14 protein-coding genes and 4 tRNA genes are annotated in these 21,899 nt (G+C 41.5%); all 18 read left to right on the top strand.

Annotation, left to right across the window (positions count from 1 at the left end; all coding sequences use genetic code 11):
- Window positions 1–72 precede the first annotated feature (72 nt).
- Window positions 73–1,584 (top strand): F0F1 ATP synthase subunit alpha, encoded by a 1,512-nt coding sequence (gene atpA / locus NGR58_RS03590; protein ID WP_258088280.1) that lies wholly within the window; start codon window positions 73–75, stop codon window positions 1,582–1,584.
- A gap of 17 nt (window positions 1,585–1,601) precedes the next feature.
- Window positions 1,602–2,483, top strand: coding sequence for a F0F1 ATP synthase subunit gamma (locus tag NGR58_RS03585; RefSeq protein ID WP_258088279.1), 882 nt, complete (start codon window positions 1,602–1,604; stop codon window positions 2,481–2,483).
- Window positions 2,484–2,529: 46 nt separating this feature from the next.
- On the top strand, window positions 2,530–3,930 hold the full coding sequence (gene atpD, locus NGR58_RS03580) for a F0F1 ATP synthase subunit beta (RefSeq protein ID WP_258088278.1): 1,401 nt from the start codon (window positions 2,530–2,532) through the stop codon (window positions 3,928–3,930).
- A gap of 17 nt (window positions 3,931–3,947) precedes the next feature.
- Entirely contained in the window at window positions 3,948–4,364 is a 417-nt protein-coding gene (locus NGR58_RS03575; RefSeq protein WP_258088277.1) for a F0F1 ATP synthase subunit epsilon, read from the top strand.
- 166 nt (window positions 4,365–4,530) lie between these two features.
- On the top strand, window positions 4,531–5,184 hold the full coding sequence (locus NGR58_RS03570) for a deoxynucleoside kinase (RefSeq protein ID WP_258088276.1): 654 nt from the start codon (window positions 4,531–4,533) through the stop codon (window positions 5,182–5,184).
- Between the two features lie 13 nt (window positions 5,185–5,197).
- The gene (gene serS / locus NGR58_RS03565) at window positions 5,198–6,481 is read left to right on the top strand and encodes a serine--tRNA ligase (protein WP_258088275.1); all 1,284 of its coding nucleotides are present in this window, start codon (window positions 5,198–5,200) and stop codon (window positions 6,479–6,481) included.
- 300 nt (window positions 6,482–6,781) lie between these two features.
- Window positions 6,782–6,864, top strand: a tRNA-Leu gene (locus NGR58_RS03560).
- Between the two features lie 20 nt (window positions 6,865–6,884).
- Window positions 6,885–6,957: transfer RNA gene (locus NGR58_RS03555), tRNA-Thr, on the top strand.
- 6 nt (window positions 6,958–6,963) lie between these two features.
- Window positions 6,964–7,036 (top strand) — tRNA-Gly (locus NGR58_RS03550).
- A gap of 31 nt (window positions 7,037–7,067) precedes the next feature.
- Window positions 7,068–7,141 (top strand) — tRNA-Arg (locus tag NGR58_RS03545).
- Window positions 7,142–7,286: 145 nt separating this feature from the next.
- Entirely contained in the window at window positions 7,287–7,763 is a 477-nt protein-coding gene (locus tag NGR58_RS03540) for a CtsR family transcriptional regulator (protein ID WP_258088274.1), read from the top strand.
- Window position 7,764: 1 nt separating this feature from the next.
- Complete coding sequence (locus tag NGR58_RS03535; RefSeq protein ID WP_258088273.1) at window positions 7,765–10,260, top strand: ATP-dependent Clp protease ATP-binding subunit; 2,496 nt, start codon at window positions 7,765–7,767, stop codon at window positions 10,258–10,260.
- Window positions 10,261–10,520: 260 nt separating this feature from the next.
- Window positions 10,521–14,132: a DNA-directed RNA polymerase subunit beta gene (gene rpoB / locus NGR58_RS03530; protein ID WP_258088298.1), complete on the top strand. Its 3,612-nt coding sequence runs from the start codon at window positions 10,521–10,523 to the stop codon at window positions 14,130–14,132.
- Between the two features lie 148 nt (window positions 14,133–14,280).
- Window positions 14,281–17,925: a DNA-directed RNA polymerase subunit beta' gene (gene rpoC / locus NGR58_RS03525; protein WP_258088297.1), complete on the top strand. Its 3,645-nt coding sequence runs from the start codon at window positions 14,281–14,283 to the stop codon at window positions 17,923–17,925.
- 168 nt (window positions 17,926–18,093) lie between these two features.
- Window positions 18,094–19,290 carry an iron-containing alcohol dehydrogenase gene (locus NGR58_RS03520; protein ID WP_258088272.1) on the top strand — a complete coding sequence of 399 codons (1,197 nt, stop codon included), beginning with the start codon at window positions 18,094–18,096 and terminating at the stop codon, window positions 19,288–19,290.
- Window positions 19,291–19,666: 376 nt separating this feature from the next.
- A complete protein-coding gene (locus NGR58_RS03515) occupies window positions 19,667–20,515 on the top strand; it encodes a methyltransferase domain-containing protein (RefSeq protein ID WP_258088271.1) in 849 nt (282 codons plus the stop codon).
- A 129-nt stretch (window positions 20,516–20,644) separates the two neighbouring features.
- Window positions 20,645–21,046 (top strand): helix-turn-helix domain-containing protein, encoded by a 402-nt coding sequence (locus NGR58_RS03510; RefSeq protein ID WP_075270346.1) that lies wholly within the window; start codon window positions 20,645–20,647, stop codon window positions 21,044–21,046.
- Between the two features lie 11 nt (window positions 21,047–21,057).
- Window positions 21,058–21,888: an SAM-dependent methyltransferase gene (locus NGR58_RS03505; RefSeq protein WP_258088270.1), complete on the top strand. Its 831-nt coding sequence runs from the start codon at window positions 21,058–21,060 to the stop codon at window positions 21,886–21,888.
- Window positions 21,889–21,899: the final 11 nt, after the last annotated feature.

The following is a 21,899-nucleotide window of genomic DNA, read 5'->3' as shown; positions in this document are numbered from 1 at the left end:
ATCGAAATTCTAGTCGAAATTGATGTTGTGTGTGATGAATAGACACACTATAAAGAAAGAGGAACTGCTGAAATGAGCATCAAAGCTGAAGAAATCAGTTCACTCATCAAAAAGCAATTAGCCAATTATCAAGACGACTTAACAGTTAAAGAAACTGGAACTGTTACCTATATTGGTGATGGTATCGCTCGTGCAACTGGGTTGGAAAACGCCCTTGCCGGTGAGCTTGTCGAATTTGAGAATGGTGTTTATGGTATGACACAAAACTTGGAATCAAATGATGTTGGTATCATTATTCTAGGTGGTTATGACAGTATTCGTGAAGGTGATACCGTTAAGCGTACTGGTCGTATCATGGAAGTGCCTGTTGGTGAGCAGCTGATTGGTCGTGTTGTTAACGCTTTGGGACAACCTGTTGATGGTATGGGCCCAATTGAAACAAAGAACACACGTCCGATTGAAGTTAAAGCTCCAGGTGTTATGGAGCGTAAATCTGTGTTTGAACCACTACAAACTGGTCTAAAGGCTGTGGATTCTTTGGTACCAATTGGACGTGGTCAACGTGAGTTAATTATCGGTGATCGTAAGACTGGTAAGACATCAGTTGCCATCGACACGATTTTGAACCAAAAAGATCAAGACATGATTGTTGTCTATGTTGCCATCGGTCAAAAAGCTTCAACTGTTCGTACACAAGTTGAAACTTTGCGCCGTATGGGAGCGATGGATTATACAATCGTTGTTACTGCTAGCCCTTCTGAGCCAGCCCCAATGCTATACCTAGCACCTTATGCTGGGGCTGCAATGGGTGAGGAATTCATGTACAACGGTAAGCACGTGCTAATCATTTATGATGATTTGTCAAAGCAAGCAACGGCCTACCGTGAGCTGTCATTAATTCTTCGTCGTCCACCTGGACGTGAAGCCTACCCTGGTGATGTCTTCTACTTGCACTCACGTTTGTTAGAGCGTGCGGCTAAGTTATCAGACGAACTAGGTGGTGGGTCAATGACGGCCTTGCCAATTATTGAGACACAGGCTGGTGATGTTTCTGCATATATTCCAACCAACGTTATCTCAATCACTGACGGTCAAATTTTCTTGGATGCCGACCAATTCTATGCTGGTGTTCGTCCTGCCATTGATGCCGGAACTTCTGTTTCTCGTGTTGGTGGTGATGCACAAATCAAAGCTATGAAGAAAGTTGCTGGTACACTACGTTTGGACTTGGCTTCATACAAGGAGCTTGAGTCATTCGCCCAATTCGGTTCAGATTTGGATGAAGCAACGCAAGTTAAGCTAGCTCGTGGTCGTCGTACCGTTGAACTATTGAAGCAACCATTACACCAACCATTACCAGTTGAAGAACAAGTGTTATCACTATATGCTTTGACACATGGCTTTATGGATGATGTTGCGGTTGATGATATTCTACGTTTTGAGTCAGAATTAATTTCTGCTGTTCATGCATCACACGATGATTTGTTCAAGACGATTGTCGAGACGAATAATTTGCCTGATACAGATGCAATGGATGCAGCAATTAAGGAATTCAAAGCAACATTTTCTGGCTCAGCAGAATAATAAAGGAGGGGCGATAAATGGCAGCTTCTTTACAAGATATTCAACGCCGAATTGCCTCAACGAAAAAGACGCGTCAAATCACGAGCGCCATGCAAATGGTCTCGACTGCTAAATTAAGTCAAATTCAACGTCATGGTGGTTCATATACGGTTTACGCCGATGCCCTTCATGATGTTGTGGCTCATCTAGCAACTGCACATATTAATAATGTATCGGGTACGTTGCTTGAACAACGGCATGTATCAAAGGTGGGATTTTTAGTTCTATCATCTGATCGTGGTTTAGTTGGCGGCTATAATTCAACGCTATTAAAGGAATTAATGGCTAGAATTAACGAACGCCAACTAACACCTGAACAAGTTGTTATCCTGGCAGTTGGTGGAAACGGAGCGGACTTCTTTAAGAAGCGTGGATTTGATGTTGCATACGAGTATCGTGGTGTGTCTGATGTACCAACCTTTACGGAGGTTCGTGAAATCGTTAAGACCGTCACGACAATGTATGATAACGAAGTCTTTGATGAATTAATTGTGGGTTATCAGCATTTCGTGAGTCGTATTTCAAACGAAGTTCATCTAGAAAAAATGCTTCCAGTTTCCGCAGAAAATTTGGAAGAATCTAAAGATGATAATAAGTATACGGCAGACTATGAAATGGAACCGTCAGCTGAACAAATTTTGGGTGTTGTATTACCACAATATGCCGAAAGCTTAGTATATGGTGCCATTATTGATGCGAAAACCGCTGAACATGCGGCATCTGCAAATGCGATGTCTTCAGCGACTGATAACGCCAAGGAAATCATTGATTCACTTGGACTACAGTACAACCGTGCGCGTCAGGGTGCAATTACGACTGAAATTACAGAAATTACTGGTGGAATGGCCGCTTTGGATTAGAAGTATCCAGCATCAGGTTTATTACAAATGAAGGAAGGAAACGACAATGAATACCGGACAAGTTGTTCAAGTCATTGGTCCCGTTGTTGACATTGCCTTTCCATCAGATGCAAAGATTCCAGATATTAACAATGCTTTGGTTATCACTAAAGATGATCACAGCACATTAACAGTTGAGGTTTCTTTGTCATTGGGTGATGGTGTCGTACGTACGATCGCCATGGATTCAACTGATGGTTTGCGACGTGGAATGACGGCAACAGACACTGAAAGTTCAATCAGTGTCCCTGTTGGTAAGGCAACGTTGGGACGTGTGTTTAATGTGCTAGGAGAGCCAGTTGATGGCGGAGAAGCATTAGGAGACGACGTACAACGTGACCCAATTCACCGTGATGCACCAGCATACGATGAGTTGTCAACATCAACAGAAATTCTAGAAACTGGTATCAAGGTTATTGATCTATTAGCACCATATGTTCGTGGTGGTAAGATTGGTCTATTCGGTGGTGCCGGTGTTGGTAAGACGGTGTTGATTCAAGAGTTGATTCACAACATCGCACAAGGTCACAATGGTATTTCTGTCTTTACTGGTGTGGGTGAGCGTACCCGTGAAGGTAATGACATGTACTATGAAATGCAAGGATCTGGCGTTTTGAAACAAACTGCCATGGTCTATGGTCAAATGAATGAGCCTCCTGGTGCACGTATGCGTGTTGCCTTGACTGGTTTGACGATTGCTGAGCATTTCCGTGATGTTAACGGTCAAGATGTGCTATTGTTCATCGATAATATTTACCGTTTCACGCAAGCTGGTTCAGAGGTTTCTGCTTTGCTTGGCCGAATTCCATCAGCCGTTGGTTACCAACCAACTTTGGCTACTGAAATGGGTCAATTACAAGAGCGAATCACTTCAACGAAGAAGGGTTCAGTTACATCGATCCAAGCCGTTTACGTGCCTGCCGATGATTATACTGACCCTGCTCCTGCGACAACCTTCGCGCACTTGGATGCAACAACTAACTTGGAGCGTTCATTGACGCAACAAGGAATCTACCCAGCCGTGGATCCTTTGGCTTCAACATCAACTGCCTTGGCCCCAGAAATTGTTGGACAAGAGCATTATGATGTCGCAACTGAAGTACAACACACACTACAACGTTACCGTGAATTGCAAGATATCATTTCTATCTTAGGAATGGATGAGTTGTCAGACGATGAGAAGACGATTGTTAATCGTGCTCGTCGTATTCAATTCTTCTTGTCACAACCATTCTCAGTTGCTGAGACATTTACGGGATTGCCAGGACAATACGTGCCACTTAATGAAACTGTTCGCAGCTTCAAGGAAATTTTGGATGGTAAGTATGACCAATATCCTGAAGATGCCTTCCGTAACGTTGGTGCCGTTGAAATGGTAGCTGAAAAAGCTGCTCAGATGGCTAACTAAACAAAGGGGGCGGTGCCATGAGTGAACACACCCTACATGTTAAGGTGGTAACGCCAGATGGTGTGGTGTTTGGACATGAAACTGCATCGTTGGTTGTACTAGATACGATCAATGGTGAAGAAGGAATCATGGCAAACCATTCACCAATTATTACATCGTTGCACATTGGCGAAGTGAAAGTTATTAACGAAGAAGAAAGCTACAAAGAAAACATTACAATTAGTGGTGGTTTTGCAGAGTTTTCTGACAATCAATTATCAATCGTTTCTGACAGTGCAGAACGTACGCAAGATATTGACGTCAAGCGTGCTGAACGAGCTAAGGAACGTGCTGAAAAGCATTTAGCTGCTAGTGATACATCTGATACTGAGCGTGCACAAGCTGCCTTAATGCGTGCGGTTAATCGTATTCATGCAGTTACTGGTAACAAGTAACTAGTTGAACGAATAAACGTTTATCAATAAAATACGTTCGTGTGGGAATTTTCCTGTACGGACGTATTTTTTGTGTAAATGTCGCGCTAATAAAACTAGGTGTGTTAGTCGACGTAAAATTTGATAAAATAGACTTAATATTGATTAAAGAAAGTAGGACAACAGGATGATCGTACTATCGGGAACTATTGGTGCTGGGAAGACCAGCTTAACAACGATGCTCGCAGAACATTTAGGAAGCGAAGCCTTATACGAATCCGTTGATGATAATCCTATTCTGCCATTGTTTTATGAGGACCCAAAACGTTACGGATTCTTGTTGCAAAATTATTTTTTGAATAAGCGTTTGGATAACATCAAAGATGCACAAGGTAGTCAATTAAACGTGATTGATCGATCTATCTTTGAAGATTTGTTGTTATTCAAGTTAAATGCAGACTTAGATAGAGCAACGCAAACTGAAGTACAGATTTATGGTGATTTGTTAAATAATATTATGGAACAAGTTGACTTTTCAGATGAGGCCATTGTCAAAACACCAGATTTGTTGATTTACATTCATGTTAGTTTTGATACGATGCTAGAGCGTATTAAAAAGCGTGGCCGTGATTATGAACAAATAGCCAATGATCCATCATTGTACGACTATTATAAGAGTTTGAATGAACGCTATGTTGCTTGGTTTGATGCTTATGATCGGTCTCCAAAGTTAAGTATTGATGGTGACCAATATGATTTTGTGGCTGACGAGTCAGCAGCAAAAAAAGTTTTAGCATTGATTGACCAAAAAATTAGCGAATTGGGCTTAAAGGGTGAATAGGAGAGTAAATGTTATGTTAGATATGAAGCTAATTCGTCATGAGACGGAACAAGTGAAGGAACGTTTAGCAACCCGTGGTGTTGCTCCGGAAGAAGTTGATGTATTGGTCGCCGATGATGCAAAGCGCCGTGAGCTATTGGTACAAACTGAGGAACTAAAAGCACGTCGTAATTCTGTTTCAGATCAAATTGGTCTTAAGAAGCGCCAAAAAGAAGATGCTAGTGACGTGATTGCTGAGATGCAACAGGTTTCAGCCACAATCAAAGAGCTTGATGAACAAGTCACAGCATTAGACAAACAAATTAAAGAGCGTGCCTTGCACTTCCCAAATTTGCCAAATGAGACGATCCCAGTTGGACCAGATGAGGATTCAAACCGTGAAGAGCGTAAGTGGGGTGAGATTCCTAGCTTTGACTTTACACCAAAAGCCCATTTTGAAATTGGTGAGAACTTAGGTATTTTGGATTTTGAACGTGGTGCCAAAGTATCTGGTGCGCGCTTTGTTTACTATGTTGGTCAAGGGGCTCGTTTAGAGCGAGCAGTTTATAACTTTATGCTTGATGAACATCAAAAAGAAGGTTATAAGGAAATGATTACGCCTTATCTTGTTAAAGATGAAGCAATGTATGGTACAGGACAATATCCAAAGTTTATGGATGATGCCTATCGTGTGGGTACTAACGATGATATGACATTGATTCCTACGGCAGAAGTTCCTTTGACTAACTATTTCCGTGAAGAAGTTATTGATGCTGATAAGTTACCTTATAGTGTGACTGCCTTGTCACCAGCATTCCGTCAAGAAGCTGGGTCAGCTGGACGTGATACACGTGGTTTGATTCGTATGCACCAATTCAATAAAGTTGAAATGGTAAAATTCACTAAGCAAGAAGATTCATATCAAGCATTAGAAGATATGACACTCAATGCAGAGAGCTTGTTGAAAAAATTGAACTTACCATATCACGTCATTACCCTATCAACAGGAGACATGGGTTTCTCAGCAGCTAAAACATATGATTTAGAAGTTTGGATGCCACAACAAGATATTTATCGTGAAATCTCTTCTGTATCAAATACGGAAGCCTTCCAGGCTCGTCGTGCACGTATTCAGTATCGTGATGAAAACGGCAAGCTACAATTCGCCCACACCTTAAATGGATCAGGTTTGGCTGTTGGTCGTACAGTGGCTGCAATCTTGGAAAACTACCAAAATCAAGATGGTACAGTGACGATTCCAGAAGTTTTGCGCCCATACTTTGGTGCTGATAAGATTGTGCCTGAAGATTCTTTGTAATTAATAATAGTTAAACGTAGAGAGATTGAGACAGAATAAATGTCCCAATCTCTTTTTGTTTAAAATGAATTAGCAGTCACGCTGAAATTTTTACAGCACGAACGCGTTTTAATAGATTAAAACTAAAAAAGAGTTGCAAGAAGTGATAAAACCTAGTATTATATATCAAGTGGTAAGTCGTTGTTAGTCATAGCGCACTAATCACAAAGTGTAAAAGATCTGAAAAAGTATTGACACTTGTTCGTAGATTGGATATACTATAAGAGTTGTCTTGAGTGTTTCACTCATTAGACGTTTGTTGCGGATGTGGCGGAACTGGCAGACGCGCTGGATTTAGGTTCCAGTGCCCCTAGGGCGTGCAGGTTCGATTCCTGTCATCCGTATATCGATTATCGATACAGAAGCCGACTTAGCTCAGCTGGCAGAGCGCTTCACTAGTAATGAAGAGGTCGCTGGTTCGAATCCAGTAGTCGGCATCCCATGCGAACATAGTTCAGCTGGTAGAACGCTACCTTGCCATGGTAGAGGTCGCGGGTCCGAATCCCGTTGTTCGCTTTCTTCCAATTTGGGAGGTTTTAAATTACATGCACCTATAGCGCAACTGGATAGAGTGTCTGACTACGAATCAGAAGGTTGAAGGTTCGAATCCTTCTAGGTGCATCAATTAAAAGAGGTTGAGACAAAACTTGTCTCAACCTCTTTTTATGCCAAATCCGCATTTTTTAAAAAAGATGTGAATGTTTAGTGGCATTGACTTGCAATGCGTTTTATAATTATGTCAATATTGGTCAAGGGGGTGAAGGACATGGCTGATTCAAATATGTCGGATAATATCGAGGCATACTTGAAACAAATTTTACAGCAGGCGAATGAAGTTGAAATTCGTCGGGCTGAAATTGCCCGCCGCTTTAACGTGGTGCCATCACAAATTAATTATGTTATTAAAACACGATTTGGTGCTGAAAATGGTTATTTGGTAGAATCAAAGCGTGGTGGTGGTGGCTATATTCGTATTGTGAAAATGGCATTACGAACAGAGCCTGATCTCATTGATGAAATGAGGCAGAGTCTCCCTGAGATTGTTAGCTTTAGAACAGCAACAGCCGTGATATCTAGCTTATATCGAGAAAAGATTTTGACGCAACGTGAAGGCGAACTCCTTCTAACAATGTTATCAAAGGAAGCGTTAGCTGTTGGTGACGTGGCGATACAAGGTCAACTACGAGCAAGGTTATTACAGCAATTATTGAACCGTTTACGGTTTGAAAGTGAGCGTGATTAATATGGATAATCAATATACACCGAGTGCAAAAAACGTTTTAGTCGTTGCACAGGAACAAGCAAAATATTTTAAACATCAAGCCGTTGGTACTGAGCATTTGTTACTTGCTTTAGCAATTGAACAAGAAGGCATTGCTAGCAAGGTCATGCAACAATTCAATGTGGTTGATGATGACATTAAAAGTCAAATTGAACAATTTACGGGTTATGGTACATTATCTCGTGCTGAAAAAGAATCTTATTTACCTTATTCACCAAAGGCGGCTGAGATACTACGTCTAGCAAATGAAAGTGCTGTAAAGCTGCATCAAGAGCGTACAGGAACCGAGCATTTGCTATTGGCTCTATTATCGGATGAAACGATTTTTTCATCGCGTATTTTGATCAATTTAGGGGTGAACCCACAAGAAATGCGCCGGGCTATTTTACGCAAATTAGGTGTTAGTGAAGCGCCTAAGCGGCGTGATCCTCGTCGTAAGCGTGGCAATCAAGCTCAGCAGACGGAAGGTACACCAACTTTGGATGCCTTAGCACGTGATTTAACACAATTGGCGCGTGACAAGAAAATGGATCCAGTTGTTGGCCGTGAAACTGAAGTGAAACGAGTTATCCAAATATTGTCACGCCGTACGAAAAATAATCCGGTCCTGATTGGTGAACCTGGTGTTGGTAAAACGGCGATTGCTGAAGGGCTGGCACAAAAAATCATTGCTGGCGATGTACCTTCAGATATGACACAAAAGCGATTGATGATGCTAGATATGGGATCATTAGTTGCGGGGACAAAATACCGTGGTGAATTTGAGGACCGTCTGAAAAAAGTGATTGATGAAATTCAACATGATGGCCAAGTTATCTTGTTTATTGATGAGTTACATACACTGATTGGTGCAGGTGGTGCGGAAGGTGCCATTGATGCGTCAAATATTTTGAAACCTGCCTTGGCTCGTGGTGAATTGCAAACGATTGGTGCAACAACACTAAATGAGTATCAAAAATATATCGAAGCAGATGCAGCTCTTGAGCGGCGTTTTGCCCAGGTTAGTGTTAATGAACCAACGCAGGCCGATGCTATCGCAATTCTAAAAGGATTGAAGGATCGTTACGAAAAGCACCATCAAGTGGCTATTCCTGACGATGCGATCGTCGAAGCAGTTAAGCTTTCAGTGCGTTATGTCACGGAACGCTACTTACCTGATAAGGCCATTGATATTATGGATGAAGCAGCAGCTAAGGTACGAATTGCCCGGGTTGGCCATGAAACACCATTAGCAAAACAGCAAGAGAAGTTAGCGACGTTGCGTCAAGAAAAAGATGAAGCCATTGAACGGTTAGACTTTGAGTTAGCTGCGGAATTGCGTAAAAAAGAAATGAGTCAAAAGCGACGTATCGACAAACAACTAGATGCCCAGGCTGATAGTGATGGTGATAGTCAAGCAAAGTATGACTTGGTACTTTCGCTGCATGATATTGCTGAGGTCGTTTCTGAACAAACTGGTGTGCCAGTAACACAAATGGAAAAGTCTGAGAAAGATCGTTTGGTCAATCTGGAAAAGGTGCTGCATGATCGCGTTGTTGGCCAAGATGAAGCAGTTTCGGCCATTGCACGTTCAATTCGTCGGGCACGTTCAGGATTGAAAGATCCTAAACGACCAATTGGTACATTCTTGTTCTTAGGACCGACTGGAACAGGTAAAACTGAATTAGCGAAGGCTTTGGCTGAAGCAATGTTTGGTTCAGAAGATAATATGATTCGTGTTGATATGTCAGAATATCGTGAAGCCTATTCAGCTAGTCGTTTGGTTGGTTCAGCACCTGGTTACGTTGGTTATGAGGAAGGTGGCCAGCTGACTGAAAAAGTTCGTCGGCAACCATACTCAGTCGTATTGCTTGATGAGGCCGAAAAAGCACATCCAGATATTTATAATTTGATGCTGCAGGTCTTTGACGATGGTTTCTTAACAGACTCTAAGGGTCGTAAGGTCGACTTTAGGAATACAATTATTATCATGACGTCAAATCTTGGTGCAACTCGACTACGTGACGAAAAGTCAGTTGGATTCGGTGCTGTTGATAAGATGTCTGACTATAATGCAATGCGTGATACGATTATGCAGACAGTTAAGGAAACTTTCCGTCCTGAGTTTATCAACCGTTTGGACGAAGTTGTTGTCTTCCATTCATTGAAGAAAGATGAGCTTCATCAAATTGTTAAATTGATGTCAAAGTCAGTTTTGCAGCGCATTGGTGAGCAAGGATTCAAAGTTAAAATTACACCAGCGGCAATTGATGTGATTGCCAAAGCTGGCTTTGATCCAGAATACGGTGCGCGTCCAATTAGACGAGCATTGCAGTCGAAGGTTGAAGATGCTTTGTCTGAAGAATTGTTAACTGGTAAGGTTACGGTTAATGATCAAGTGACGATTGGGGCTAAGAGTGGTGAGATAAACATCACGGTAAAACAACCTAAAAAAGACGTTGAAACCGTTACAGAATAATTAATTAAAAAGTAAGCGTTGACAAGAATTGTTTTTCTTGATAATGCTTACTTTTTCTTGTATACTTATCATTAGTTTAATTGTGTATAAGACAATGGCTGATAGGAAATATTGTCCCTGGAAGCCTGCATATTAACGACAAGAGCGTTTTCAGGTATGGGGATGCTGTTGTCTTTTTTGCACTTAAAAACCAGTAAAAATCAGAAATTGTTAACAAACTGTAATATAACTGGGTGCACAGTTGGCCAATTCAAAGCGAGGTGGAAAACTTGGTAGGAACGCTTGTAAAGTATGGTAAACACCGTGTTCGTCGTAGTTATGCACGAATCAAGGAAGTTCTTGATTTGCCTAACTTGATCGAAGTTCAAACGGACTCATACAACTGGTTCTTGGATGAAGGATTACGTGAAATGTTTATGGACATTTTGCCAATTGAGGATTTCCAAGGTAAGTTGTCTCTAGAATTTGTGGACTATAAGCTCATGGAGCCAAAGTACACAGTAGAAGAAGCTCGTAACCATGATGCTAATTATTCAGCACCATTGCACGTTACGTTGCGCTTAACCAATCAGGAAACTGGTGAAATCAAATCACAAGACGTGTTCTTTGGTGATTTCCCATTAATGACACCAGCAGGAACCTTCATTATTAATGGTGCTGAACGTGTTATTGTCTCACAATTAGTACGTTCTCCTGGTGTGTACTACAATGAAGAATTAGATAAAAACGGACGCCCAAATTACGGTACGACATTCATTCCAAGTCGTGGTGCTTGGTTAGAATTTGAAACAGATGCTAAGGGTCTTAGCTATGTTCGTATTGACCGTACTCGTAAGCTACCAATCACAGAATTGGTACGTGCATTGGGGTACGGATCAGATTCAGAAATCCTACAAATGTTAGGTGATCAATATGATTCTATTTCATTAACCTTGGATAAAGATGTGCATAAGGACATCGAGGATTCTCGAGTTGAAGAGTCTTTGAAGGATATCTACGAACGTTTACGTCCGGGAGAGCCTAAGACAGCTGATTCAGCCCGTGCCTTGTTGACTGCACGTTTCTTCGATCCAAAGCGCTATGATCTAGCACCAGTTGGTCGTTACAAGATCAACAAAAAGTTGTCATTAAAGTCACGCTTGATGGGTTGGACTTTAGGTGAAACTTTGGCTGATCCAGATACAGGTGAAATTATTGCCGAAAAGGGTACAGTCATTGACAAGAAGGTTATGTCAGCATTGTCTCCTTACTTGGATCGTGAAGATTTCAAGCGGACAACTTTCACACCTTCTGATGATGCAGTTGTTACTGAACCAATGGTTTTGCAAACAATCTTGATTGAGAATCCAGAAGATCCAGAAAAGACACTACCAATTATTGGTAATGGTCAATTCGACCCAGCTATTCGTACAGTAAAGCCAGCAGATATTATTGCTGGTATGAACTACTTCTTGAATTTGCCATTAGGTGTCGGCGTTACTGACGATATTGACCACTTGGGTAATCGTCGTATCCGTCGTGTTGGTGAATTGCTACAAAATACATTCCGTATTGGTTTAAGCCGTATGGAACGTGTTGTTCGTGAGCGTATGTCAATTCAAGATCCAGATACTGTTACACCACAACAATTGATTAACATTCGTCCAGTTGTTGCTGCTGTTAAGGAATTCTTTGGCTCATCACAATTGTCACAATTCATGGATCAAACAAATCCATTGGGTGAGTTAACTAACAAGCGTCGTTTGTCAGCCTTGGGACCTGGTGGATTGACTCGTGATCGTGCCGGATATGAAGTTCGAGATGTTCACTATACTCACTATGGACGTATGGACCCTATCGAAACCCCTGAAGGTCCTAACATTGGTTTGATCAATTCATTGGCTACGTATGGACGTGTTAATAAGTACGGATTTATTGAAACGCCATACCGTCGTGTTGATTGGACGACGCATAAGGTTACTGACCGAATTGACTACTTAACAGCCGATGAAGAGGATAACTTTGTGGTTGCACAAGGTAATTCTGTCTTGAACGATGATGGCTCATTTGCTACGGATACTGTTCTGGCTCGTAAGAGTGATGTGAACACCGAAGTACCAATTGACCAAGTTGATTACATGGACGTTTCACCTAAGCAAATCGTTGCGGTCGCTACGGCTGCTATTCCTTTCTTGGAAAACGATGACTCAAACCGTGCTTTGATGGGTGCGAACATGCAACGTCAAGCAGTTCCTTTGATTGATCCACATGCACCATTAATTGGTACTGGTATCGAATATAAGGCTGCTCATGATGCGGGTGTTGCACTTATTGCACAATATCCTGGTGTTGTTGAGTATGTTGACGGTAATGAGATTCGCGTTCGTCGTGAAGATGGTTCATTAGACAAGTATTCATTGATGAAGTTCCGTCGTTCAAACGCTGGTAAGAACTACAATCAACGTCCAATTGTTAAAGTTGGTGACAAGATCGATGCCGATGAAGTGTTGGCCGATGGTCCATCAATGGAGCAAGGTGAATTGGCATTGGGTCAAAACCCATTGATTGCCTTTATGACTTGGCAAGGATATAACTTCGAGGATGCCATCATTATTAATGAGCGTTTGATTCGTGATGATGTTTATACATCGATCCATATTGAGGAATACGAATCAGAAGCACGTGATACAAAGCTTGGCCCTGAAGAATTTACTCGTGAAATTCCAAATACTGGTGAAGATCAGTTAAAGAATTTGGATGAGCGTGGTATTATCCGGATTGGTGCCGAAGTTGAAGACGGAGATATTTTGGTTGGTAAGGTAACGCCTAAGGGTGTGACTGAACTATCAGCCGAAGAGCGTTTGCTACATGCTATTTTCGGTGAGAAAGCTCGTGAAGTACGTGATACTTCATTGAAGGTTCCTCACGGTGGTGGCGGTGTTGTTCAAGATGTTCGTATCTTCACTCGTGAAAACGGGGATGAGTTATCACCAGGTGTTAACTTGATGGTCCGTGTCTACATTGCACAACGTCGTAAGATTCAAGTTGGTGATAAGATGGCCGGACGTCACGGTAACAAGGGAACGGTTTCAGTGATTGTTCCTTCTGAAGATATGCCATTCATGCCAGATGGAACGCCAATTGACATTATGTTGTCACCAATGGGTGTGCCTTCACGTATGAACATTGGACAAGTGCTTGAATTACACTTAGGTATGGCTGCACGTGAGCTTGGTATCCACGTTGCATCACCTGTCTTTGACGGTGCTCGTGACACGGATATCTGGGACGCCATCGAAGAAGCTGGCTTACCAGCCGATGGAAAGTCAATCTTGTATGATGGTCGTACTGGTGAAGCGTTCGATAAGCGAATTTCTGTTGGTATCATGCACTACATGAAGCTAGCTCACATGGTTGATGACAAGATTCACGCTCGTTCAATCGGACCTTACTCATTAGTTACGCAACAACCACTTGGTGGTAAAGCACAATTCGGTGGTCAACGTTTCGGTGAAATGGAAGTTTGGGCCCTTGAAGCTTATGGTGCTGCACACACATTGCAGGAAATCTTGACTTACAAGTCTGATGATGTTGTTGGACGTGTTAAGACATACGAAGCTATCGTTAAGGGTGAACAAATTCCTAAGCCAGGTGTGCCTGAGTCATTCCGCGTGTTAGTTAAGGAATTGCAAGCACTTGGTTTGGATATGAAGGTCTTAGATGCCGATGAACGTGAAATCGAATTACGTGATATGGATGAGGATGATACAGTTCTTAACATCGACTCAGCAGATAAGAAAACTGACAAATTAGCACAAGAATTTAATGCTGAGGATGCTGACAAGACAGCAAAGTCAGATAGTGTTATAAACACTAATAATTCTGCTAATTAATATATGAATTAAATAAAGTGTTAGCCGACCTAGCGTTTGCTAGGTTTGTGCTTAGTGTTAGGGTTTGCATAGACAATAATACTAAGAACAAATCTAGTGGCGTGATGGATCGGACTTGTATAAAGAACCTATGAAAGGGGTCGAACCATTGATCGATGTCAATAAGTTTGAAAGCATGCAAATCGGTCTGGCTAGTCCAGATAAGATTCGCAGCTGGTCTTATGGTGAAGTAAAAAAGCCTGAGACAATCAACTACCGAACACTTAAACCCGAAAAAGATGGTCTTTTTGATGAACGTATCTTTGGACCTACAAAAGATTATGAATGTGCCTGCGGTAAGTATAAGCGAATCCGTTATAAGGGAATCGTTTGTGATCGTTGTGGTGTTGAAGTAACGTCAGCTAAGGTTCGTCGTGAGCGCATGGGTCATATTGAATTGGCTGCGCCAGTATCACACATTTGGTACTTCAAGGGTATCCCATCACGTATGGGACTAGTTTTGGATATGTCACCACGTTCACTTGAAGAAGTTATTTACTTTGCTTCGTATGTGGTTACAAAGGGTGGTGATACACCACTAACTGAAAAGCAATTGATCTCAGAACGTGAATATCGTGAATTAAAGGCCGAATATGGTAATGCCTTTGAAGCCGGCATGGGAGCTGAGGCGATTCAAACCTTGCTATCTCAAGTTGACTTGGAAGAAGAAGTTACTGAATTAAAGGCTGAGTTGCGTGAAGCAACCGGACAAAAGCGTGTTCGTGCTGTCCGTCGTTTGGACATTATTGAAGCGTTTGTTAAGTCTGGTAACAAGCCAGAGTGGATGATTATGGATGTTATTCCAATTATTCCTCCTGACTTGCGTCCAATGGTTCAACTTGAAGGTGGTCGTTTTGCCACTTCAGATTTGAACGATTTGTACCGTCGTGTGATTAACCGTAACAACCGTTTGAAGCGTTTGTTAGAGTTGAACGCACCTGGCATTATCGTTCAAAACGAAAAGCGTATGTTGCAAGAAGCAGCCGATGCTTTGGTTGATAATGGTCGTCGTGGTCGTCCAGTTACTGGTCCAGGTAACCGTCCATTGAAGTCATTGTCACACATGCTTAAGGGTAAGCAGGGACGTTTCCGTCAGAACTTGCTTGGTAAGCGTGTTGATTACTCTGGTCGTTCAGTTATCGATGTTGGTCCTTTCTTGAAGATGAACCAAATGGGACTACCACGTCCAATGGCTATGGAGTTGTTCCGTCCATTTATCATGAAGGAATTGGTTAACCGCGAATTAGCTGGTAACATTCGTGCCGCAAAGCGTAAGATTGATCGTCGTGATGAAGATGTAATGGATGTTTTGGAAGATGTTATCAAGGAGCACCCTGTGCTTTTGAACCGTGCACCAACGTTGCACCGTTTGGGTATTCAAGCGTTCGAACCAGTGCTAGTTTCTGGTAAAGCAATGCGTTTGCACCCATTGGTAACAGAGGCTTACAATGCCGACTTCGATGGGGACCAAATGGCCGTCCACGTGCCTTTGTCTGATGAGGCACAAGCTGAAGCTCGTTTGCTTATGTTAGCTGCTGGTCACATTTTGGCACCTAAGGATGGACAGCCTATCGTTGCACCATCACAGGACATGGTTATCGGTAACTACTACCTAACGACTGAAGAAGCAGGTCGTGAAGGTGAAGGTATGATCTTTAAGGACCTTAATGAGGTCCGGACAGCTTACCAAAACAAGTATGTACATTTGCATACTCGTATTGGTATTCAAACAAGTTCATTGCCAGCCGCAAAGCCATTTACAGCTGAGCAACGTTCACGTATTATGATGACTTCTGTTGGAAAGTTGTTCTTTAACGATATTTTGCCAAAAGACTTCCCATACTTGAATGAGCCTACAGAAGCTAACTTACACGAAATTGATAATCGTTTCTTCTTGGAGCCAGGTGAGGACATCAAGGCACGTTATGCTGAGACACCAATCTTGCCACCATTTAAGAAGGGTTACTTGTCAGACATCATTGCTGAGGTCTACAAGGTTTATAAAGTTACTGAAACATCATTGTTGTTGGACCGTATGAAGGACTTGGGTTACGATGAGTCAACAAAGTCTGGTTTGACAGTGGGAGTTTCCGATGTTACTGACTTGAAGGAAAAGCCAGAACTTATCGCTGATGCTCACAAGCAAGTTGCAACGGTAACAAAGCAATTCCGTCGTGGTTTGATCACAGATGCAGAACGTTATGAACGCGTTATTGCTGTTTGGAATAAGGCTAAAGATGACATTACTGAAAAGCTGATCGAGCACTTCGAGCCAGATAACAATATCTTTATGATGTCGGATTCTGGGGCTCGTGGTAACATTTCTAACTTCTCACAATTAGCTGGTATGCGTGGATTGATGGCCGCACCTAATGGTCGTATCATGGAGCTACCTATCATCGCGAACTTCCGTGAGGGACTATCTGTTTTGGAGATGTTCTTCTCTACTCACGGTGCTCGTAAAGGAATGACTGATACGGCCTTGAAGACTGCCGATTCAGGATATATGACGCGTCGTTTGGTTGATGTTGCCCAAGATGTTATTATCCGTGAAGAAGACTGTCATAGTGATCGTGGTTTGGATGTTACGGCTATTATGAACGGTAACGAAGTCATTGAATCACTATATGACCGTGTCCTAGGTCGTTATGCCCAAAAGTCTGTCTTTGATCCAGAAACTGGTGAGAAGTTAGTTGGTCATAACGAAATGATTACTGAAGATATTGCTAAGCGTATTGATGAAGCAGGTATTACAACAGTAACTATTCGTTCAGCATTTACTTGCAACACTGAACACGGAGTTTGTGTTCGTTGCTATGGTCGTAACATGGCTACTGGTGATGTTGTTGAAGTTGGTGAAGCTGTCGGTACTGTTGCCGCACAATCAATCGGTGAGCCAGGTACGCAATTGACTATGCGTACGTTCCACACGGGTGGTGTTGCTGGAAACGATATCACGCAAGGACTTCCTCGTGTGCAAGAAATTTTCGAAGCACGTAACCCTAAGGGTCGTGCGATGATTACTGAAGTAACTGGTGAAGTTACTTCAATCGAGGAAAATCCTGCTGATCGTACCAAGGAAGTTACTATCCAAGGTGAGACAGATACTCGTTCTTACACATTACCAATGACTGCACGTATGCGTGTTGGTGAGGGTGATCGTATCCACCGTGGAGAAACGTTGAATGAAGGTTCAGCTGATCCTAAGGAGATTATCCAAGTACGTGATACACTTGCAACTGAAAACTACATTGTGCATGAAGTGCAAAAGGTTTACCGTATGCAAGGTGTTGAGATTTCTGACAAGCACATTGAGGTTATGGCACGTCAAATGCTACGTAAGATTCGTGTCATGGATCCAGGTGAGACTGATCTTTTGCCAGGTACTTTGATGGATATTGCGCAATTCCGTGATGCCAACGAAGGTACATTGCTTAAGGGTGGTTTGCCTGCAACTGGTCGTCCAGTATTGCTTGGTATTACCAAGGCATCATTGGAGACGAACTCGTTCTTGTCTGCCGCATCATTCCAAGAGACAACACGTGTCTTGACTGATGCTGCTATTCGCGGTAAGAATGACCCACTTGTTGGTTTGAAGGAAAATGTTATTATTGGTAAGTTGATTCCAGCTGGTACTGGAATGAAGCAATACCAAGAAATTGAAGACAAGGTTGTTGCTGAGCCAATAACTGAAGAGGATGATACTCCAACTTCAATTGCTGATATTGAGAATGCCATGCATTTAACAAAATAAAATTTAACAGAAGATAAGTACCGTTATGGTAGTTATCCTGTAGTTAACTAAAAATCTCATAGATGACATTCGGTTGTTGTCTATGAGATTTTTTTGTTAATATAACTTTGTAGCCTTTTATAAAATAGTGAAGAAAATAACAACCGTCGTAAATGACAGGAGGTTCAAATGGAAGATTTTCGTTTTCAAAATAGTACAGATATTCGATTTGGCAAGCATCATATTGATGAGGAATTGCATGATGCTGTTGCCCAATTTGGTCAAAATGTCTTACTAACTTATGGTGGTGGGTCAATAAAAAAGTCAGGTTTGTATGATCGTGTAATGAAAGCATTAGCTGGCTTGCATGTTGTTGAATTATCTGGCATTGCACCTAATCCTAAGATTGCATCTGTTCGTGAAGGACAGCAGTTGGCGAAGAATCATGATATTGACGTTATTTTATCAGTTGGTGGTGGCTCAGTGCTTGATGCTTCAAAGGTGATCGCATCAGCCAAATACTATGATGGCGATGCCTGGGACTTAGTTGCCGATCGTGGTGCAAAGTCACGTGCTAATATTGGCCAGTTGCCTGTTGTCGATATTTTAACGCTGTCAGCCACGGGTTCAGAAATGAATTCAGGATCTGTTATTTCAAATCCGGATTTGAATATTAAACTTGGAACAAATGGTCCAAACACGCCAGCAGTGTCATTTTTGGATCCGCAGTTAACTTATTCAGTATCAAAGTGGCAAACAGCAGCTGGATCGTTTGATATTTTCTCACATCTGACTGAGCAATATTTTGATCGTTCAACAGCCAATGATGTGAAGGCCGGTATCATTGAAGGTATGATGCGATCGGTTATTAAATGGGCCCCAGTTGCGCTGAAAGAACCGGATAATTATGACGCTCGTGCTAACCTAATGTGGGGTGCAACCATGGCTTTGAATGGTATTGCGCGTTCGGGTAATGTTAATGGCTGGACCGTTCATCCAATCGAACATGAATTATCAGCTTATTATGATATTACCCACGGTGTTGGATTAGGAATTTTAACACCGCGTTGGATGAAACGGGTGCTATCGGATGAAACTGAAGCTAAGTTTGCTCGGTTTGGCCGTGAAGTTTGGCATTTAACCGGAGAAAATAACCGTGAGATTGCTGAAAAAGCAATTCAGGCAACTTACGATTGGATAAAGTCACTTGATATTCCGATGACACTTGGTGACGTTGATATCAATACGGATGAAAATTTTGTTGAAATGGCACAAGAGGCTGTTCGGATTGGTGGTTTGGACCAAGCAGGTGGTTATGTTAATTTGACAGTTGATGACGTTGTTGATCTATATCGAGCTTCATTGACTACAGATGGTTTTGAATAAAATAATTATTGGTAGTTGAGAAAGGGAGCGAGGAAAAAGTCGCTTTGAAGTTGGTGTGTAACGTTATTTGCGTCATTTTTGGCCGAAGCAAAGCGAAGGACAAGAATGTCGTAAATTGCGTTACATTGAGGCTTCAGACTTTTGGAACGCGTTTATGCTATAAAATTTATAGCCTTATAATTAATACATTTTTAGCACAAAGGAGGTTGGGAACGTTGTTTTGTCCCAACCTCTTTTTTATCATGCCACGCTATGAGTCCAAATAGCGCCACTATTGTTGCAAACGATGTCTTTGTTCACGCTCTCTCGTACTGCGATTTTATGCTAGATGTGATATGCTATCAATTGGAAATAAAAGGGAAGATTATATTTAAAAATGAAAAAAATCGACAAAGGTATCGCATTTATTAAGCAAAATGTCTCAATGTTTCGTTGTTTGGTTGACAATGAGCCATATGATCATGTGGATGGGCATAGTTTAGTATGTCCACAAGGTCATCAGTTAGATTTAAATAAAAAAGGTGCCATAAATTTTTTAAATAAAACAGCCAATACAGAATACGATGATAGCATGTTAGCCTCAAGACGTAAGGTTTTAACAGCTGGTCTGTTTGATGGTATTGTGCAAGCGGTGAATGCAGAGCTACCAACTGCTAACCAACATATCTTAGATGTCGGTACAGGAGAAGGAACCCCCTTAAAGCGCTTATTGGATTTACGTCAACAGAACGATACGGCGATTGGTTTTGATATTTCAAAGGCGGGTGTGAATTTAGCAACGCAATTGGATACTGATGCTTTCTTTGCTGTAGCTGACTTGGCCAATTTACCTTTTGCAAATAGTAGTTTTGATAGTATTGTTGAATTCTTTTCACCGAGCGCCTATGAAGAATTTAAACGTATTTTAAAACCTGGTGGGACTTTAGTTAAGGTTGTACCAGCTTCGGGTTATTTACATCAATTACGTGAATTGCTATATCCCGTTGATTCTCCTAAACATACTTATCAAAATGATAAAGTTGTACAACGTTTTATGGAAAATTATCCAACAGCCACACAACGTGAAATTTCTTATGATTGGACAATCCCTACCGAGCTATATGTTGATTTGTTACATATGACACCACTGCATTGGGGAGCTCGACCAGAGACTCAAGCGATGGCCGAAAAAACACCACTATCCAAAGTGACTGTGAACGTTGTTATTATGACAGTTCAGAACTAATTGTGCATAATGTGGATAAAATAACACCTTTTCCACAAATAATTGTGGAAAAATGTGTGAAAGTTCGGTAAAATGAATATACTAGGGTGAGAGCTCACAACGATATTTAATGAACGGAGTCTTGCGCGTATGTTTCCAGATCGCTTACGTGAATTACGAAAAGGTCGTAATATCACATTGGAGAACCTTGCTGAAGAAATGAATAAACATCTTGAGCCAGGCCAAAAGCCAAATACGGCTGCTCAAATTGGAAACTGGGAGCGTGGCGACCGTTCACCATCTTACATTGAAGTCCGTAAATTAGCCGACTTTTTTAATGTATCAATGGATTTCTTAGTAGGTCGGGCGATGTCTGAAAAGACTGACTTGTCACTTCTATTTTTGTCTGGTAAGGAAATTGATTTTAACGGTAAGCCATTAACGGATCAACAGCGTTTTGATATATTCCAATATGTCAATTCATACCTAAACCCAGTTTCTTATACTGCTGAGAATGATGAGCGCAGTAATCATCAAGAAAATCTATTTTAAAAGGAACCAATATGAACCAAGAAGAGCTTATTCGTTTTGGTACAGGTCGACAGCTCACTGAGATTGATTATCTTAGTGAGCTGTTGTCGTATCAATCATTATTTGAAGGAATTCATTCAGTTACTAATTTAATACATCAAGTTCAGCAAGCAGTTTTGGCAATCAATGCTGGATTACTGCCTGAACAATTACCAGTATTAAAAGTAACGGATGCAATGATTGCAGATGTGCAACGTTTTGTTTTAAATAAATATCCTAAGCAATCCAGTAAAGGAAATATTTTGTGGGCAAAACTGGCAGAGGCATTAGAAAACGTTGATTTTTTAGTGCGTCATTTAAGAGATGCTTTAATTGAATATTTCAGTATGTATGGTTTTGTTTCCACGCCATTTGTCAAAGATTTATCTGATTATATTGCTGGTGAGCCAGTTCTTGAATTAATGGCAGGTCATGGTTATTTATCGGCAGGTCTACGAGCTTGTCAGCCGGAACAAACAATCATTGCTACGGATAACCAAGCATGGCGCGATCAACCAGATGTGAATCTGCGTCAACCAGTTACAACGGTATACAAGATGTCAGCATTATCAGCGTTAAAGAAGTATGGTGATGACGTGGCTGTTATTCTGATGAGTTGGGCACCTGATACGTCAGCAGATGATGCGCGGGTATTGCAAGTTATCCGCGAGCAATATTCGGATAAGCAGTTTATTGTAATTGGTGAAAAAAGTGGCGCAACGAATTCTAAAGCTTTCTGGTCAGAAGCTAAATTAAAACCACTGTTAAATACCCATCATCAGTCGTTTGATTTGATTGATGAACGTGTTTTTGAAGTAGAATAAATAAAGGGATA

The sequence above is a fragment of the Weissella fangxianensis genome (genome assembly GCF_024718545.1).
GTDB lineage: Bacteria > Bacillota > Bacilli > Lactobacillales > Lactobacillaceae > Weissella > Weissella fangxianensis.
This window is presented reverse-complemented; position numbering and strand designations above follow the sequence as displayed.

Bases quoted from the DNA above. Each gene is read 5' to 3' on its own strand.
- atpD (WP_258088278.1), top strand. From the start codon at position 2,530: ATGAATACCGGACAAGTTGTTCAAGTCATTGGTCCCGTTGTTGACATT.
- NGR58_RS03505 (WP_258088270.1), top strand. From the start codon at position 21,058: ATGAACCAAGAAGAGCTTATTCGTTTTGGTACAGGTCGACAGCTCACT.
- NGR58_RS03535 (WP_258088273.1), top strand. From the start codon at position 7,765: ATGGATAATCAATATACACCGAGTGCAAAAAACGTTTTAGTCGTTGCA.
- NGR58_RS03585 (WP_258088279.1), top strand. From the start codon at position 1,602: ATGGCAGCTTCTTTACAAGATATTCAACGCCGAATTGCCTCAACGAAA.
- serS (WP_258088275.1), top strand. From the start codon at position 5,198: ATGTTAGATATGAAGCTAATTCGTCATGAGACGGAACAAGTGAAGGAA.
- NGR58_RS03570 (WP_258088276.1), top strand. From the start codon at position 4,531: ATGATCGTACTATCGGGAACTATTGGTGCTGGGAAGACCAGCTTAACA.
- NGR58_RS03510 (WP_075270346.1), top strand. From the start codon at position 20,645: ATGTTTCCAGATCGCTTACGTGAATTACGAAAAGGTCGTAATATCACA.
- atpA (WP_258088280.1), top strand. From the start codon at position 73: ATGAGCATCAAAGCTGAAGAAATCAGTTCACTCATCAAAAAGCAATTA.
- NGR58_RS03515 (WP_258088271.1), top strand. From the start codon at position 19,667: ATGAAAAAAATCGACAAAGGTATCGCATTTATTAAGCAAAATGTCTCA.
- NGR58_RS03520 (WP_258088272.1), top strand. From the start codon at position 18,094: ATGGAAGATTTTCGTTTTCAAAATAGTACAGATATTCGATTTGGCAAG.
- NGR58_RS03540 (WP_258088274.1), top strand. From the start codon at position 7,287: ATGGCTGATTCAAATATGTCGGATAATATCGAGGCATACTTGAAACAA.
- NGR58_RS03575 (WP_258088277.1), top strand. From the start codon at position 3,948: ATGAGTGAACACACCCTACATGTTAAGGTGGTAACGCCAGATGGTGTG.